We start from the raw sequence: 17,498 nt of genomic DNA, 5'->3' as shown, positions 1-17,498 counted from the left end.
TCACCACTTGAGCCCGAGCGAGAAGCGGACGTTGCGGCCCCAGAGCGGCCGCCCGAAGATCGCGTCGGGCGTCCCCTGCCCGGTCAGCGTGTCGCCAGCGGTATTGCCTTCGGTCAGGCCGTGCGCGTTGGTGATGTTGTCGCCCGCGACCTGGAAGCTCCACGGGCCACGATCGATCATCACCCCTGCGCTGAAATAGCCGTAGCCGGGCAGCGCGGTGGTGTTGGTCACGTCGACGAAACGCTTTCCTACATAATCGTAGCGGCCATAGACGCTCACCCGATTGCCGCCCGCGTTGAAATCGAGGCTCGGGCGGATGTTGCCATAGACCTTGGGCTGGCGGACGATCTGCTTGCCCGCGACCGCGCCGGCATTCGCCCCGGTGCTGCTGGTGAAGTTGATGTATTTGGGGTCCTGCACCGTCAGCGCGCCCGACAGCGACAAGGGGCCGCGGATCCGGAGCTGGCCGTCCGCCTCCATGCCCTTGTCCTCCGCCGAGCCGACGAAGTTGACGACCTGGTCGCTTCGCCCGGTGGTCGGGTTGAAGGTGGTGAAGCTCGCGTTGAGCGGATCGAACTTGGTGTAGAAGCCGGTGACGTACAGATAGGACCGCCCCGACACCGCCTTGACCCCGGCTTCGTACAGCTTGGCCTTGGACGCGGTGAACGACGATCCCGCGATCGCCACCGACGACGCATAGGCCGGAACTTCGAGCTGCGACGCGCGCGCGTAGACGCCGAAGCTGCGGCTCAGATCGTAATTCGCGCCGACGGTCCAGTTCGTCGCCTTGGGCTTGAGCTTGGTGTTGACGATCGCGCCGGTGAAGCCGCGCGTGCTGTTGTCCGCGAGCGTCGTCGCATTGCCGAGGTTATACGCCGCGGTGGTCTGCGAGAAACCGGTATAGCTGTAATATTCCTGGCGCAAACCGAGGTCGATCCGCAGCTTGTCGGTCACGTCCCAGGTGTCGGTGCCGTACACCGCGACCATCTGCGCATCATATTTGCCGCCGACCAGCGACGACGCGTCGTTGAGCGCGCCATTGTCCGTGACATAGCCGCGCACCGCGCCCTGCGCGTCATAGGCGATGAGATCGAGCGTCTTGGGCTGCGACGCGACTTGTACCAGATAGTTCTGATAGACGCCGAAGACGGTGCTGCCCCAGTCCGCGCCATAGACGCCGACGCGGATGTCGTGCGTGCCGATCGGCGTCTCGAACTTGCGCGTGACGCTCAGATCGCCCTGGCCCGAATAGAATTTCGCCTCGGTCGAGCGATATTGGGCGCTCAGCACCAGGCCCGACTGGCTCGCCGGGTCATAGACGGTCGCGCCGTTCGTCCCCGCGATCGCGTAGCCGAGCCGTGCGACATTGCCGAACGCCGACTGCGCCGCCGACCGGAAGCCGTTGGCGAAGGTCGTCGCATCCTGCGGGTTGGACGTCGTGTAGAGCGCGTCGAGGGTGGAGCGGCCCGAGGTATAGCCTGCCTTGGCGGAGACGTGCCACGGCCCGTAATCGCCCTCATAATCGAGCTGCGCATTGCCCATCCGCATGTGGCGGCCATCGGCGAGGTCGCCGCTCCGGTTCTGCACGACGCCCGCGCCATTGCGGTACGCGATGTTGACCGAGCGCAACGCGGGCGTGCTCAACGTGCCCGTCAGCGAATTGAGGAACGGATTGAGGCTGACCGACGGGTTGCGCGGGTCCGCGGTCGGCAGCGACAGATAGAAGCCGTTGCGGTCGTTCACATATTCGCCCGACAGCTTGATCGAGCCGTTGGAGAAATCGTGCTTCAGATTGCCGCGGATCTGCCCGCCACGATCGAACGGAAAGCCCGCGTCGCGATAGCCGTCATTCTGGCGGATGAACCCGCCGACCGAATAATAGGTGTCATGCCCGAGCGGCCCGGACTGGTACGCGTCGAGGCGGTACAGCCCGGACGTGCCGAGCGTGAGCTTGGCCTCGCCGTGCGGCGTGTCGGTGCCGGTGCGCGTGATGACGTTGGCGATCGCCGCCGCCCCGCTCGCATAGATCGGCGCGGGGCCACCGCGGACGACCTCGACGCGCTGCGTCATCAGGTCGGTCCGGTTCATCCCGTCGCCCGCGTTGAAGAAATAGCCGTCGAGATCGTGGAACAGCGGCAGGCCGTCCTGCTGGAAATACAGATAGCCGCGATCGGTCGGAATACCGCGCACGCGCGTGATGTTCTGCACCTCGCCGCCGGTTGATTCGACCTGGACGCCGGGGATCGCGCTGAGCAATTGCGCCATGCTCTGCGGCGCGAGCTTCTTGATGTCGTCGCTCGACAGCGTGTTGACGGCGTAGGAAACGTCGAAGCGGCGCTGCGCGCGCGCCGAGCCCGTCACGACGATGTCGCTCGGGACGGCCTCGGGCCCGGCGGCGGGGGCAGCGGCCTGCGGTGCAGCGCTCGCCACCGGCGCGGGCTGCTGTGCGACGGCCGGGGTGGCGAGCGCGGCGAAGGCCCAAAGGCCGGTGCTGCTCAGGAAACGATTCTTATGCATGATGATACCCCCCAAAGGTCACGATGGGGCGCGCTATGATCAGCGGTCATGACAGTTTTAATTACTTTCACGTAATTAAATAATCGCGACCAGAATTGTGTGGATGACGCCGTTCAGCCCCCGTTACTGGGCGCGGTCACCGCATGGATCGGTGCGAGCGCGGCACCGATCACCACCGCGGAACTGCCGATCGGCGACGCGTGAACCTTGGGAATTTCCCCGCGATAGTCCGCGTCGCGCGCCGCTACGAGATGATCGATCCGTACTGCCAGCCGCTCCAGTATCGCCAGCGGCAGCGCACCCGAAATGACGACCGCGCCGGGGTCGAGCCAGACCGTGCCGGTGATGACCGCATATTCGAGCTGGCGGGCGACGCGTTCGATCCAGTCGGCGATCAGCGGGGCTTGCCGCACCTGCAACGCGTCGATCTCCGACAGCGACTCGATCGCTTCGCCGGCAGCCTGCAACAGATGCAGCAGGTCGATTCCCGACGGTCGCGGCTGGCCGGTCGGGAACAGCCGCCCGACTTCGCCCGCATTGCCATGCTCGCCCGCGAACAGATCGCGCTCGGCGATCAGCCCCGCGCCAATGCCATGCCCGAGGAACAGCACCAGCACCGAGCGATATCGCCCGATGATGTCCTTCTGGTAGAATTCGGCGAGCGCGGCGGCGGTCGCGTCATTCTCGATCCACACCGCCATGCCGAGCACGTCGCCGAGCATCTCGGCAAGCGGGACGTCGCTCCAGCCGGACAGCCGGTCGACGACCTGACGATGGTTGCGATCGCCACGGATCCTGTAGCCCGGAACCGCCACGCCCACCCCGAGGAACCGCCCGCGCATGAAGCCATGGTCGGCGGCCAGCGCACGCAGCCGCGCATCGAGCGTCCGCGCGAAAACCAGCGGATCGGGGCTGTCGAACCGAAGCGAATCGCGGATCAACGGCTTGCCCGAGAAATCGACCAGCACCAGTTCGAGCCAGCCCGGATGGACCGTCGCGCCGACCGCCCATCCGCCATGCCCCGAAATCGCGAGCGGCACCATCGGCCGCCCCCGTGTCGCCGCACCCTGCGAATCCTGCTCCTCGACCACCCCGAGCGCGATCATCTGCTGCGTCATCCGCGTCATCGAGGCGCCGTTCATGCCGAGCGTCTCGGCGAGCTGGATCCGAGGGCTCGGTCCGCCGATGCGGAGCTGCCAGAGGATGCGCTTCTGCTGCTCGGTCAACAGGATCTGCGGGCGATGTCGGTTCATCATCGCGACCGTATATATTTGCAGCATGTCAAGAAAATGAAAGGCGACACCGCTACCCGCTCGCACGATGGCCGCTCCCCTGCCCACCCCTGCGCCTATTCGCGATGAGTCCGTGCCGCGGCTCGGGATCAACCTCGGCTATGCGGCGGGCAATCTCGGGAAGAGCGTCGTCTGGACGACGTTCGAGAGCTTCCTGCTGTTCTATCTCGTCACCGCCGCGCATCTCCCGCCGTTATGGGCGGGGGCGCTGCTGTCGGGGATGATGTTCTGGGACGCGTGCGCCGATGTCGTGGTCGGGCATCTCGTCGACCGCTATGCCCGGCCCGATCTGCTCGCCCGGCTGATCCAGATCGGCGCGCCGCTGTGCGGGCTCGCCTTCTGGGCAATCTTCGCGATCCCGGCGCGATCGCATCCGCTGCTCGTCGTTGCGGCGGTCGCGGCCTGCCGGATCGGTTACACTCTGTGCGACATCGGGCACAACACGCTGCTCGTCCGGGTCGCGACGACGGCGCGGAATGCGTCGATGGTGTCGGGGCTCCGCCTCGTCTTCAGCGCGATCGGGGCCGGGCTGGTGGGCCTTGCCTCCTCCTTCCTGCTGGCGGTGCCACGTGCCATGGAGCGGCACACGGCGTTCGGGCTGTGCGCGCTTGGCGGCGGCCTCCTGTATCTCGCGACCCTGACCCTCGCCCGGCACGTGACCAGCACGCTGCCAGTTGCGGCAGTCGCTCCCATGCGTGCGAGTTCCGGTGCGCTCCTTAGCCGACTATGGCGCAACCACGCCTATCGCCGCGTGCTGATGCTCATCGCGATCCAGTCGAGCCTGATCCCGATCTTCAGTCGCGCGCTGCCATTCTTCGGCACGGTGGTGCATGGCGATGCGGCCTGGGCGGGACCCGCTTTGTCGACGATGACGCTGGCGCAGGCGCTGTCGCTGCCCGGCTGGATCCTGCTGTCGCAGCGCTGCTCGCCACAGACCGTCCTGCGACTGGCCTATGGGTTCATGGTTGCGGGTGTCGCGTTGCTGGGCTGGCAGCTCGACAAGGGCGCGGGTTTGGCGCCGCTCATCGTCATCGGCATCGCGAACGCCGGTGCCAACATGGCGATCTGGGCACTTCTCGCGCGGAGCATCCGTGCCGGCAAGGATGAAGGCGGCGGGTCCGAAGCGCTGCCGATCGGCCTGTTTCTCGCGACGCTCAAGGGCGCGGCCGGCGTCGGCGGCGCGATCCTCTCGATCGCGGTCGCGTTGCAGGATGGTGCATGCACCTGGTACCTCGGCGGTATTTCCCCCATCGTGGTCGCCGCGCTGGCGTTACCGGTGCTGGGCTGCGTGTCGTGCCTGCTCCTGCTGCGCCGCACACCGACCTGAATTCGGCCTCTCCAGCCGCCCCCAATTTCGGACGCGCAGAGCGAGGTTCCCTGTTCCCGAATTCCACCGTTCGTTCATCGAAACATATCGCCAACGAACGTGGCAAGGCCAGCAGCGGGGCACCGCTCGGAATGGATGGCGAAGTAACAAACTCACCGCGCCTTTGCGGGATCGCCATAGAACGCGCCGCGTCCATCCGTGCCGAGATAGACGCGACCTTCGCGCCGGGGATCGCCTGAGACGACGCGGTAGCGCCCGCCCCACCGATGCGAGTCGTCGTCGATACGCACCCAAGACCGCCCCGCGTCCATCGAGCGCCACACCCCCCTGACGCCGCCGAGCGTCCCGACCGCAAACACGCCGTTTCGGCCCAGACCGAAGAGTTCGACTTTGAGCCGGTCCGTGGCCGATACGAAGCTAATGCCGCCGTCGGAACTGCGAAACAGCTGCGTGCCTGCCTGCAGCCACAGGGTTCCCGTACGGTCGGGGGCCGCAAGGAGTGAACTTTGCGCCTCGCGGCCCTGCCTGCCTAGCGGGGCGAGATCCGCAGGTAGGCCATGGCTGGCCAGCGGTGCGAAGCTGATCCCGGCGTCTCGGGATACCAACAGCTTCCCGCGGCCAACATCCACGGCATAGAAGATCCGCGGATCGCGCTTGTCGGCCACAGCGCGGGTCTTGCCCGGCAAGCCGCGAACCGCCGACCAGAGACGTCCGCCATCACGCGAAACTTGTGCGACCGGGGTCGCCACGACCATCGTCACGCCGTCCGCCGATACACTGATCGGCCAATCCCCATTCAGGTCTTCACGCCTGGCCGGGTTGCCCATCGGTGGCAAAACAATCTCTGTCCATGTGCGACCGCCATCGTCGGACCGGCCCATAGACGCTTGCCGGGGCCGGTCGAGATACAAGCTGCCGCTGCGCACGATCACGTTCGGCGCCAGGCCTGCGTAATCGATGCTGTTCGTATTCGACATATAGGGATTGACGAAGGTTGGCCGTGGCGAGCGGTCGAGATCGTCATGGACGAAGCCGGCGAGATCGCCAAAACCGGAGAGCAACGGCGCGCCACCGGTCGGCGATGCGAGCGTGATCACCGCGGTCTGCTCGATACCCTCGGTCCAGGGGACCCAATCCACCCCTCCCGTGGCGCGCAAGGCCTGGGTCGCATAGACCGTGGCGCCCGTCGTGTAGGCGACATGCGTCGGATCAAAGGGGTCGATGGCTAGCCCGGAGATCCAGTGCCCGAAATCGGCACCCTTGCCTTCATGCAGTAGAAACGGCGTCTTCGACACGTCGCGGCGGCTGCGCGTACCGACATCGTTCCATGTGCGGCCATCATCGCGACTCAGCCAGAGCGAGTCGCCATGGCGATAGCGATCGACCGTCGAGACCGCCACGGTACCAGGAGCCATCGGCGATACCGCGACGCCGAGAAACGCACCCTCCGCGCCGGTTTGGCGCCACGTTCGCGGCGTAACGTCGCGGCCACGTCCACCGGGATCGTAGCGCCACACCGCCCCCGTCGCGATGCCGCTCGGGCCGAGCCCGCTGGCATAGCCGACCCACAATACGCCGCGTGAATCGATCACGCCCTTGGCGGCCAGCAGCGCCGGGCCCGCAACCGCGCCCCATGTCTCCCCCTCGTCGTCCGAGCGATAGAGATGCACCGCGCCCGGATCCGCGATGCCCGCCCATATCCGCCGGGACGGCTTACCCGCGCCTCCGCTCATGGGGTCGATCGCGACGAACGCCACGCCGCCATGCGTCCGGCGCCACGCCGGTCGGCCGAGTCCGGCAACGGGGAAGGCGGTCACCTTGCGCCACGTCGCGCCGGCATCGTCGCTGCGCCACAGCCCGTCGTGGCGCGAGCCGAAGAACAGCCGACGCGTCTGGTTGGGGTCGATCGCCAGCCGCTCGCCGAGCCCGCGGCCGTCCTCGTTCCCGCCCATCGCGAACGGGACCGGCGTGACCCGCCAGACCCGTCCGCGATCCGCCGATCGCAGGATCGCCGCGGGCTGGCCGGCGTTCATCCCCGCGGCCATGTAGACGATATCGGGATCGCGTGGATCGGGCGCGATGCTTTCGATCCCCATATAGCTCGGCGTTGCATTGCCGTCCTGCAGCGGCAGCCAGCGGCGCGCCGTGTCGTCCCAGCGATACGCACCGCCCATGTCGGTCCGCAGATAGGCGAGCCCGCGTTCCGCCGGACTGAACACGATGTTGGGAGCATAGCCGCCTGCCCCCACCTTCACGTTGGTCCAGTGGTACGGAACCACCTCGGGCGGCCGCGCCGAACCATGGGCGGTGAGCGCCATCAGCAGCGTCGCGATGATCGGCCGCCAGAATCGCGTCATGCGCGTCATTGGTTGCGAGTCATCGGGATTACGCGGACCGCCGCGACGATGCCGCGCAGTGCTGGGCGATGAAATCCTCGTGCATCGGCATCGCCGCCGCAGTCTTGTCGATCATGTCACGGATATGCGCCATGAACCGCGCGGTTTCGGACGGCGGCAAGCCGGCCGTGAGCGGATCGAACGAGTCCGGGCAAACGCCCTGGCCGAGCAGCACCGCAATCCAGCTGTCGGGCGTGAACAGCTCGCCCTGGTCGCGGAACACCCTCGCCCGCCCCGACCACAAGCCGAGTTTGGCGAGCAGTGACTCCGGCACCGTCATCGTCCGGCAATGGTCCCAGAACGGCGAATCCGAGCGCTCGGTGGCATGGTAATGCAGGATGATGAAATCGCGCACCTGCTCGTATTCGCGGAGCATGACGCGGTTATACTCATCGCGCTCTGCGCTGCCGAGCCCGCGATCGGGGAACAGGCTCATCAGGCGTGTGATCCCCGACTGGATCAGGTGGATGCTGGTGGATTCGAGCGGTTCGAGGAAACCGCCGGCAAGCCCGATCGCCACGCAGTTCCGGTCCCACAGGCGTTCGCGCCGCCCCGCCTCGAAGCGCAACTGGCGCGGCTCGCCCTGCGCCGCGCCATCGAGCCCCGCCAGAAGCGCCTGCTTCGCATCGTCGTCGTCGATATGCGCGCTGGAATAGACATAGCCGTTACCGACGCGGTGCTGGAGCGGAATGCGCCAGCGCCACCCCGCCGTATCCGCGGTCGCCCGCGTATAGGGCGTCAGCGGCCCCTGTCGTGCACTCGGCACCGCCCAGGCGCGGTCGCAGGGGAGCCATTGCTTCCAGCTCGTGAACGGAACATCCAGCGTTTCACCCAGCAGCAGCGACCGGAAACCACTGCAGTCGACGAACAATTCGCCCTCGATCCGGCGATCGCCTTCGAGCCGCACCGCCTCGATGAAACCGGTTTCGGCGTCCCGGTCCACCGCGACCACGCGTCCCTCGACGCGGACCACGCCGTCCTGCTCCGCCATATCGCGCAAGAACCGCGCGTATAGCGCTGCGTCGAAATGGAAAGCATAGGACAAGGTCGACAGGACCGACTGGGGGTTGGCGCTTGGCCGGGTGAACCGCCCGCGCCGCGCCGCCACGGAGGATAGGCAATAGTCGCCGATCGGGCCAGGATCGGGGGTGCCCGAGGCGGCCTGCCGGAGCCAGAGCTGGTGAAAGGAAACGCCGTCGATATCGCGGCCATGCGTGCCGAACGGGTGCAGATAGGCCTCGCCCAGCCGCCGCCAGTCGCGAAACTCGATCCCAAGCTTGAACGTCGCACCGGTCGCGCGGACGAACGCATCCTCGTCGATCCCGAGCATGCGGTTATAGTCGAGCAGCGACGGGATCGTCGCCTCGCCGACGCCGACGGTGCCGATCTCCTCGGACTCGACCAGCGTGACCGAAACGCCACCGGCGACAAGCCGGGACAGCGCCGCCGCGGCCATCCAGCCGGCGGTGCCGCCACCGACGATAACGACCTTGGTGATTTGCCCGGGCCGCGTGTCCGTCACGCCGCCGCCCGTCCACCGAAGCTGTGAGACTGGGCGTAGGCGACCAGATCGCGGTTCGACGGGAGATTGGCGATCGCATAGCGCGCCTGGCGTTGTACCTCCGCGAACGCTCGGCGTGCATCGTCGCCATAGCGAAGCACCCCGGCTTTGGCGCTCAGGTCGGTCTTCCAGCCCATGCCGTAGAGGACGTACTGCCAGCTCGCTTCGGTGAAGATGTCGATCTGCCCATCGATATCGAGCTCGTTAGGCGGCCGGAACCGCCATCGATCGAGCATTTCCAACAGGCTGTTCGGCACGGACGCGTCGGCGACGTTGTCACGCCAGAACGCCGTGTCGCGCCGTTCCGAGATGCAATAATGCAGCTTGATGAAATCGAGCGCGCGTTCGTAGCGGCGCAGCATGTTTGCGTTGAACTGACGCGCGGACGTCTCGTAATCGCCGCCCCACGGAAAGAGGTTGGCGATCATGCCCGCCGACACCTCGGCAAACGCGATGCCGGTCGCTTCGAGAGGCTCGAAGAAGCCGCTCGACAGCCCGACTGCGACGCAGTTCTTGTACCAGTTCACCTCGCGGTAGCCGGCTTCGAACTTGAAGTGGCGTACGTCGGCCTTCTCGCCCGCCGCGCCCAGATAGCCACGCAACACGCGCTCAGCGGCTTCATCGTCGCTATGGTCGGACGAATAGACATGGCCGATGCCACGTCGGCGATCGAGACCAATGTCCCAGATCCACCCCGCCTCCTGCGCGGTCGAAATCGTATAGGACGCGATCGGTTCGTCGGGCCGTGCATAAGGCAATTGCGCGGCGATGGCGCGGTTGCAGAACAGCACGTCGCGGCAGGAGCGGAACGGGATTCGCATGGCCTTGCCGATGAGTTCGGCGCGAAAGCCCGTGCAGTCGATGTAGAGATCCGCGTCGAGCATCCCGTTGCGCTCGGTACGCACGCCGCCGATCGCACCGTCGGCGTCGAGCAGCACCTCGTTCACGGTATCGGTCAGATGCCGGACGCCATTCTTCACCGCCTGCTCGCGCAGCAATCCGGCAAGCGCCACCGCATCGAAATGGAACGCGTAATTCAGCGGCCCGACATAATCGGGGTTCGATGCCAATTTCGGCGCACGATGCCGGTCGGCCGCCTTTTTCTGCGGGTTGGAAACTTCGTCCCAATTCTCCGTGCCGCCGTGCCCCAGCAGCCAATAGGGCAGCAGGTCGAGGCCGTCGCTCGAGTCCGCGACCTGGAACGGATGCGAATAATGATCGGTTGGGCCCTGCCCTGGCGCGTGCCGCCAATGCACGAACTTGGCGCCCTGCTTGAATGTCGCGCCACACCGGCGGATCAGATCGGCCTCGTCGATCCCGATCGTCGCCAGCGTCCGCCGTATCGTCGGGAATGTCCCCTCGCCGACACCGAGAATCCCGATGTCACGCGACTCGACGAGCGTGATAGCCACGCCCGCCGGGAGGTCGGCGCCCAGCCGCTTGGCGAGATAGCCCGCGGTCAGCCACCCGGCGGTGCCGCCGCCCACGATCAGGATCCGCTTGGTCATCGCCGCCTCGCTCTGCCGCTCGCCGACATGGTGTCGGCGAGCGGTGCATCATCGTCAGAAGGCCAGGTTGATGCCAGTGCTGATCCGACGATCGGCCTGGAACCAGCTGCGCCCGACCAGCTTGCCGCCGGGATAGCCGCCCATCAGCGTACGCTGCGTCGACGCGGTCAGGTTGGTCCCCTGCACGCCGAACGAGAGATAGTCGGTCACCTTGAAGCGGACGCCCGCATCGATCGACCCGTAGTTGCCGCCATAGATCGGCAGCGCGATCTGGGTCGACGTGTCGAGCCCGCCATCCTGATTGCTGATGACGCCGGGCGCGCTGTAATAGGTATACGTGCCGTTCGTGCCGTTGCTGTTGGTCGACAGCAGATATTGCGAGCGCCACGAATAGGCGATCCGCAACGAGATCGGATTGCGCTCATAGAGCAGCGTTGCGTTCAGATTGTGCTTCGACAGCCCCACGAGTGGCGCGTCGTTCCTGGCGGCACCGGTGATGTCGCGGTAGACGTCGCCCGGATTGCTGCTCTTGATGAAGGTGTAGTTGCCCTCGAAGCCGATCCCGGCCAGCGCGCCGGGCAGCATGTCGAGGAAGAAGCGGCCGCCGACCTCGACGCCCTTGACGGTCGCCGCCTTGGTGGAGTTGCTGTAGTCGGTCGCCGATGCAGACACGTTCTCGGTCGTCCCGTCGGTATACTGTACCGTCACCTGCCGCGTCGTCAGCGCGTAGATAGGCAGGTTGGTCAGCCGCTTGTAGAACGGGGCAATGTGGAACGACGTGCCCGCGCGCCCGTAATATTCGAGCGAAATGTCGACGTTGTTCGACAGCGTCGGCTTGAGCAACGGATTGCCCGTGTCGGCGGTGAAGTTGTTGAACGTCCCGATCCCGCCCGGAGTCTGGCTGGGTGTCGTCGCCACGCCGATCGAACCCGACGCGCGCAGCGCGTTGAAGGACGGCAAGTCCATCGTGATGTTATAGCCGCCGCGCACCTTGATCCTGTCGGTCGGCGAATATTCGAGGTTGATCGACGGCAGGACACGCGTGAAGTCCGCCTTGCCACCGCGCGCGAGGAAGGTGTTCGCAAGAGTCTGCTGAACGCCATTGCTGCGGATGAAGACGGTCCCGCCATTCTGCTGGATGAAGCCGCTGCCCTCGTTCTCGATGTGCACGACGCGAACGCCGATGTTACCCGAGATGCCGCGCACGTTCTCTTGGGGACCGAAGCGTACCAGCGCATAGCCCGCGATATTCTTGGTGCTGTTCTCGACCTGGTCGCCCGGCAGGACGAACCCGACAGGCCGGATCCCGGACAGACCACCATAGCCGGTGACCGGCAGTGGGCCGGCGGCCGAGCAGTTGGATTCGATACCAGTACAGAAGCCGGCAGGCGGCGACTGCACCAGCCCGGTGCGGTTGGCGTTGAACCGGTCCGCCAGACTTTCCGACGCGAACATCAGGTTGCCAGGCAGCGTCGTGTCGCCGCGGAAGAAGTCCTTGAACGCGTGGCTGGCGACGTCGCCCGGCGCCGCATTGGCGTAGGTCAGCTGCGGGTCGCCGTTCCAGCCACGGCCGAGCGCGGTCCAGTTATACCCGTTCGCCAGGTCGCGCTCGGTCCGCTTGGCGTAGCGGCCGCCAACCTTGACCGACCGGAAGAAGCTGTCGTCGAACGTGTACTCGGCATCGAGCTGCCCTGCGTCCAGCCGCCCCTTGTTCCGCTCGTTGTGCGGCATCGACGCGGTCCAGAAATAATTTGCCGGGTCCGCAAAGGATGCCTGCGTCGCCGGGCTGACGCTGATCTGCGGCAGGTCGCCGGTCAGATCCATGCCGAAGCTCTGGCCGAAACCGACATCGCGGAAGATATCGAGGCGATCATAGATTTGCCGCGAATCGACGCGCTGCAGCGAGCCCTTCAGCGACAGGTGGCTGTCCTGGGGTGCCCAGGCGAACGACAGCGAGTAATCGCGCGTCCGCGTGTTGCTCTCGACGAACCCCTTGTTACCGCTGCTGTTGACCGACCCGCCCGTCGGGGCGAACGTGCCGGTGTCGCGGTTGAAGAGCGCGTTCGTCTTCGTCAGCAAACCATTGCTGTCGAAACTGCTGCTCGCCGGATCGACCGCCAGAGTCTGCGAATCGAGCTGCGTACCGTAATCGCTCGACTGGCTCTTGTAGCGCGACTGGAAGAAGCTGCCGGTGAAGGTCAGGCTGTCCGACGGGGCCCATTGCGCCGCGCCGTAGATGCCGTAGCGCTTGTACTGGAACGCCTCGTCGCCATACGCGAAACCGCTGGGCACGTAGCGCTCGTTGCCGTCGCTGAGCTTGGTCTTGAAATAGGGGCTGACGCGGATGAACTGCGACAGCGAGCTGAACTGGCTGAACGCGACGTCGCCAAGCAGGCCGATCCGGCCGATCGGGGTGTCGAACGAGTCGGTGACCAGCACCGAGCCCGACGGATCGGCCTTGTTCGCCATGTCGCCCAGCGCGAGTTCGCCGGTACCCGCGACGTGGAACTTGCCGTTGAAGTCGAATGGCAGCTTGGTGCGCAGATCGATCTGGCCGCCGGTGCCGCCCTCGATCAGGTCCGCCGTCGACGCCTTGTAGACGTCGACCGCCGACATCAGTTCGGGCGTCACGTCGCTCCACAGGATCGCGCGACCATTGTTAGCGCTAAAGATCTCGCGGCCATTGAGACGCGAGGCCACACCGGTCAGGCCGCGTACCTGCACGCCGGACCCCTGGACCGAATAATGATCGGGATCGCCGAGTGCGGCAAAGCGGACGATCGACACGCCCGAGACGCGCTGCAGAACTTCGGTGATCGAATTGTCCGGCAGCTTGCCAGCGTCGTCGGCAACGACGGAGTCGACGATGGTCTCGCTGCGACGCTTGCGCTCGTCCGCGGCTTCGAGTGCGGCGCGACGACCCGTGACGACAATATCACCGTCCGCCTGGTCTGCTGCCGAGTCCCCGACACCCTGCCCCGGTGCCGCGGCCTGGGTCGTGTCAGGCGATATGGCCTGCGTCTCGGCTTGCGCCCAGGCAGTTCCGCTAATGCCGGCTGCGAGCAGCGCCGCCACGGACACACCGGCGCGCATTGCAGCAAAGCTATTCCGGCGCCGATCCGAATCGGTAACAAACGCGCTCATTAGATCCTCCCCCATTTCCGCGACCTCATTTTGGAGGTTGCACCCCTGACGACGCACCTTATCAAGACGGCGCTTGTTGCCTTGTTAGCGATATCAGTTTTATCGGACAATTGAATTTTTCGTCATTTTGTTGATGCGGGTTGATTGGCCTACCGACATGCATCTGACCGTTGCCAAGTTGGTCATCGACCTGCCGCCCCTGCCCTCCTGTTCAATGAAACCCGGAGGAACTCTGCCTGCCATTGCGGACATCCCGCTTCTGGCGCTGTTCCACTTCGCGGACCGGATCACAGTGGCCGTGGACGGAACGCCCGGCTGCTGCCGGCCGAGTTGGGTGGCCTAGTCCGGGTTCCCCACCCGTTCTGCCGTGTCGCAAGCCGGCGACGATCCCGAGCCCTGCTCCGAACCGCAGGGACGCTCCGGCCTGATCGGCAACGATGCGAAGGTAGTCGCGATGCTCGCCCGGTCGAGCGCGCCGCGCAGGTGCGAGAGATCGTCGGCGAACGAGGGAGTCGACACGCTCGGCCAACTCGTCCCACCGCCACGATCAGCGACCTGTTCCCGATCGCGGCGGTCCGGATGACGAGGTTCGATACCGCGGCCGGATTGTTCGGCAAGGGCAGGCTGGCCGACGAACTCTGCATCACGGTCCCCACGCTGAACTTCAACATCAACAGGGACCGCGGTGAGTCCGACCCGAACATTCCAGACGTTGCTGCCGCACGCAGGTCCCGCGGCGAGCAGCTTCCCGCCCACGCCCGCAAGCTGCGCGAGGCAAAGTTGCTGCAGTTTGCCAAGCGTGCGGCCAATCGCTCGCCCAAGCCAACGCGTCCCTGCTGACCGACGCGATCGCCGACTATCAGATCGCGGGGGGCAACACGCGCGCCTCCGCCAACACGATTGCGAGCCGCCTTGCCCACGTCGTTGAATTTCTCGATGCAGAGGGGCCTTTGGTGTCGAAGGGCGGTTTGGCCATGCCAGGACGTGCGCGATGGCATGCGCATCGGTGTTCGTTCACGCGTTCCGAGCCCGATCACAGCAGCACCCTATCGAATGGCGAAACGGTAAAAGCCAGGTCACCGTTTCACGCGCCCGTTCGCCAGCAGCGACCGAGGCCTTGATCGCACAACTCATCGCGCCACTGAATCACGCGGACAATGCCGAGCCGCCTCGCTCGGACAAACGACCAATCTGCAAACCCCTCCCCGCCCGCCAGGTGCAGCGCAAGCGACGCACCCGGATCCGGGATCGCAGAACTGGCACAGATGCTTGCCCATGCAGCCGAGCCGGGTCGCCAGCGCGGATCGCTGCACGCATTCTTGATCGCGTCGATCTGCACGCTCGCGCGCCCTGGCGCTGTTGTAGACATCAACGTCGCGCCCGATCGGGAGCAGTGGTGGCCGGGCGCCCCGACGATCGACCTGAACCCCCAGGGAAGAACGCAGAACAAGAAGTACCGTGCACTCGTGCCCGTTCTGCCAACGCTCGATCGCTGGCTGCGCGCTGAATACGCGACGTTCATGAATCTGGAACCGACCGCCCGCCCCGGCCGCGGCTGGCTCGTCAATTATCACGGGCGCCCGGCGCAAGATGTCGACCGGGCTTGGGACACCATGCCCAGAGGCTCGAAATGCCGAAGGGCCGCGAGTGGCGGTCCTATCTCCTGCGACACAGCCCCGCGACGTTCGCTAGGAACCGTGGCGCCACGAAATGGGATCTCGAAGGCTTCATGGGCCACAGCGACGGCAGCCAAACCGAAGTCTACGCGATCGGCGAATTTCCCAGCGTCGGCACTGCACTAACCGGCATTCTGGCCGACCTTGAGAAGCTCGCCCCCGGTGCAATGCACCGAAGTCGCACCAAACAGGAAAACGCAGCAGCGCAGACCGGAGTGACAAAATGTAAGTTAAACCAATAACTTGTCGCTTATAAAAATGGTGCCCTACAACGGACAAAGCTGAGCACTCAGATCATTGGATGATTTCGGTCAGTCGTCAGTGTTATAAGGGTAGACGCTAGGTTATGGGTCCTTGAGATTCCTGCGAATCCAACTACCGCCGTTCAGCCCGTCGCGTCGCGCAACGCTTCCAATGTAGCCAGCTTGACCGGGTCGTCAGCCGCTAGAGCCTCTTCAAGATAGTAGCCATAAGATATGTTGCGCACCACCTCTTGCGCCTCGCCACTATATTCCTCGGCTATGATGGGAAACGCGTTCACGAGCTCACGGAGAAATCCTTTGTCCATTTCTTGAAGATGGCTAGCCAAGGCTTCCATCATCTTCACGGCAGTGTCAGGGTTAAGTTCCTCGTCGCCGGTCAGTTCGAGGAACACGGCATACTCCGCGATAATTTCTGCAACCTGCATAGCGATCATGGCTTCAGAACCTTTACGTGGATGTTCGTGATGCTCATCTGCTTGAGCAGTTTCAGTGCCTTGGTTTTCTCGACAGGCGTAGGGACCTCCCACGTCCCGATCAGACGGTGTTGTGCTAATACCTCAGACTGCCGCAAAATCTGGGCCCGCGAACGAGGCCTGTTTACGACAGCCCATTTTCGGTCGACCATATAATCGCCCTGAATGCCGTCAAACTTCACCGGCCGCTTAGAACCGTTGGGCATCGTCCGCATCAACGTTGGCGCCTGACCGGCGCGCGCGCCGGGCGCCGAATCGTTATAGGGTTTCCAAGGCTTTTTTAACTTGGTCGTCTCCTTGACCCAGCCGATTTGCGGCGGGTCAAAGGTTATACGCGGCCTCGCGATAGCAAGTCGGCGCAATGCGGCAGCCTTGGAGAGCGCCGCCCCCGGCGCTACCGCCAGTGCGACGTTCCCAGCAACCTTTCCTGCGGCGCGACCGATGTCCCGCGCCGAGGCGTTGGCAACGGCGCTTGCCGCGCGGGAGGCCTGGATATGGGCCGGGGTATCCTCAGCAGCGATTGCGGTGTCGATCATGGCCGCGATGCCACGGCCGGCGCTGCGAACAGTCGTTACCGGGTTTGTTGTTAGCGCAACATGGACTCCCGTCACGGTTCCTTCCCCAACATCATAAAGTCCCTGACCGACGCCACCAACAAATTCGGCGACGGGGTTCGGCTGACCACCGGGCCGCGCTCCCGGGATCCGCGTGGACTGCACCTTGACCGACCTGCGTTCTACCGATTTCGGGTCGTCGCCCGTGAGCGGTCGGGCGCGGGGCGCTTCAGCCTTTGGCGGTTTTCCGGTCCGCGACGTATGATTATCCCCTAGGCTTGGAGCGCGACCGCTCCCAGAACGCACACGATCGTTTCTGGCGCTCGTCGTATCGTTTGGGTCGATCCATCATGGCGCCCCGCATCTGCAAATCTAAACCGGCCGTCCGCCGGATCATGCCATGGATTGAATTTGAGTTCGAGACCGTCAGGACCTAGCGCCGATGGCACCATGCCCGTCCGTAGCCACCGTGAAAATGCGGTCCGCTTACTGGTGCCTGATGTCTGGACCAGGCCATCCCCCGCCTATTGCTGCGGTGAGAACATCTGAGCAACATTATCCTACAAGTCCAGCGCAACGCGAGCAAATCTTAAAATAGGCCCCGCTCGTCCGCGCTTCTGTAGTATGGTGCCGCTTACAGGAGGCTGCACCATGTTCCAGTAAACGGCAGTTATGAGCCATTTTCTACTGAACCTATGTAAGCTTTTGACCCAGTTTTTGTACCCTCCGGAGGCGACAAGTTCAAGGGGGATCATTGGCCGAGATTTCAGAATATCAGGAAGACGCA

The 17,498-nt window shown here is 64.9% G+C and carries 11 protein-coding genes; 3 read left to right on the top strand and 8 right to left on the bottom strand.

All coding sequences use genetic code 11. The annotated features are described in order from the left end of the window. Together ASE79_RS17035 and ASE79_RS17030 are read right to left on the bottom strand one after the other, a co-directional pair. Complete coding sequence (locus ASE79_RS17035) at window positions 1-2,517, bottom strand: TonB-dependent receptor (protein ID WP_056419412.1); 2,517 nt, start codon at window positions 2,515-2,517, stop codon at window positions 1-3. A gap of 113 nt (window positions 2,518-2,630) precedes the next feature. Beyond that, on the bottom strand, window positions 2,631-3,770 hold the full coding sequence (locus ASE79_RS17030) for an ROK family transcriptional regulator (RefSeq protein ID WP_235517014.1): 1,140 nt from the start codon (window positions 3,768-3,770) through the stop codon (window positions 2,631-2,633). Window positions 3,771-3,837: 67 nt separating this feature from the next. Between ASE79_RS17030 and ASE79_RS17025 the strand changes: the two genes are divergently transcribed. After that, entirely contained in the window at window positions 3,838-5,136 is a 1,299-nt protein-coding gene (locus tag ASE79_RS17025; RefSeq protein ID WP_056419406.1) for an MFS transporter, read from the top strand. Window positions 5,137-5,288: 152 nt separating this feature from the next. Here the strand turns inward: ASE79_RS17025 and ASE79_RS17020 are convergent, their stop codons facing one another. From ASE79_RS17020 to ASE79_RS17005, 4 genes are read right to left on the bottom strand one after another with little or no spacing between them, the layout of a single operon-like run. Beyond that, window positions 5,289-7,493, bottom strand: coding sequence for a WD40/YVTN/BNR-like repeat-containing protein (locus tag ASE79_RS17020; RefSeq protein ID WP_235517012.1), 2,205 nt, complete (start codon window positions 7,491-7,493; stop codon window positions 5,289-5,291). Window positions 7,494-7,521: 28 nt separating this feature from the next. Then, window positions 7,522-9,054, bottom strand: coding sequence for a tryptophan halogenase family protein (locus ASE79_RS17015; protein WP_268796171.1), 1,533 nt, complete (start codon window positions 9,052-9,054; stop codon window positions 7,522-7,524). Next, window positions 9,051-10,601: a tryptophan halogenase family protein gene (locus ASE79_RS17010; protein WP_056419403.1), complete on the bottom strand. Its 1,551-nt coding sequence runs from the start codon at window positions 10,599-10,601 to the stop codon at window positions 9,051-9,053. The genes ASE79_RS17015 and ASE79_RS17010 overlap by 4 nt, the downstream gene beginning before the upstream one ends. A gap of 54 nt (window positions 10,602-10,655) precedes the next feature. Then, window positions 10,656-13,745: a TonB-dependent receptor gene (locus ASE79_RS17005; protein WP_162237056.1), complete on the bottom strand. Its 3,090-nt coding sequence runs from the start codon at window positions 13,743-13,745 to the stop codon at window positions 10,656-10,658. Window positions 13,746-14,324: 579 nt separating this feature from the next. Here ASE79_RS17005 and ASE79_RS16995 point away from each other — a divergent pair. Together ASE79_RS16995 and ASE79_RS21760 are read left to right on the top strand one after the other, a co-directional pair. Then, the gene (locus ASE79_RS16995; protein ID WP_056419396.1) at window positions 14,325-14,585 is read left to right on the top strand and encodes a hypothetical protein; all 261 of its coding nucleotides are present in this window, start codon (window positions 14,325-14,327) and stop codon (window positions 14,583-14,585) included. Between the two features lie 790 nt (window positions 14,586-15,375). After that, on the top strand, window positions 15,376-15,663 hold the full coding sequence (locus tag ASE79_RS21760; protein ID WP_235517010.1) for a hypothetical protein: 288 nt from the start codon (window positions 15,376-15,378) through the stop codon (window positions 15,661-15,663). Window positions 15,664-15,806: 143 nt separating this feature from the next. On the opposite strand, the gene ASE79_RS16985 is transcribed toward ASE79_RS21760, so the two are convergent. Together ASE79_RS16985 and ASE79_RS16980 are read right to left on the bottom strand one after the other, a co-directional pair. Continuing rightward, window positions 15,807-16,118: a hypothetical protein gene (locus ASE79_RS16985; RefSeq protein WP_056419393.1), complete on the bottom strand. Its 312-nt coding sequence runs from the start codon at window positions 16,116-16,118 to the stop codon at window positions 15,807-15,809. Then, window positions 16,115-16,693: a hypothetical protein gene (locus ASE79_RS16980; protein ID WP_056419391.1), complete on the bottom strand. Its 579-nt coding sequence runs from the start codon at window positions 16,691-16,693 to the stop codon at window positions 16,115-16,117. Before ASE79_RS16980 ends, ASE79_RS16985 begins: the two co-directional genes overlap by 4 nt. Window positions 16,694-17,498 lie beyond the last annotated feature (805 nt).

The sequence above is a fragment of the Sphingomonas sp. Leaf28 genome (assembly GCF_001421685.1).
Lineage (GTDB): Bacteria > Pseudomonadota > Alphaproteobacteria > Sphingomonadales > Sphingomonadaceae > Sphingomonas > Sphingomonas aurantiaca.
The sequence above is the reverse complement of the archived record's forward strand: the minus strand, read 5'-3'. Positions and strand labels throughout refer to the sequence as shown.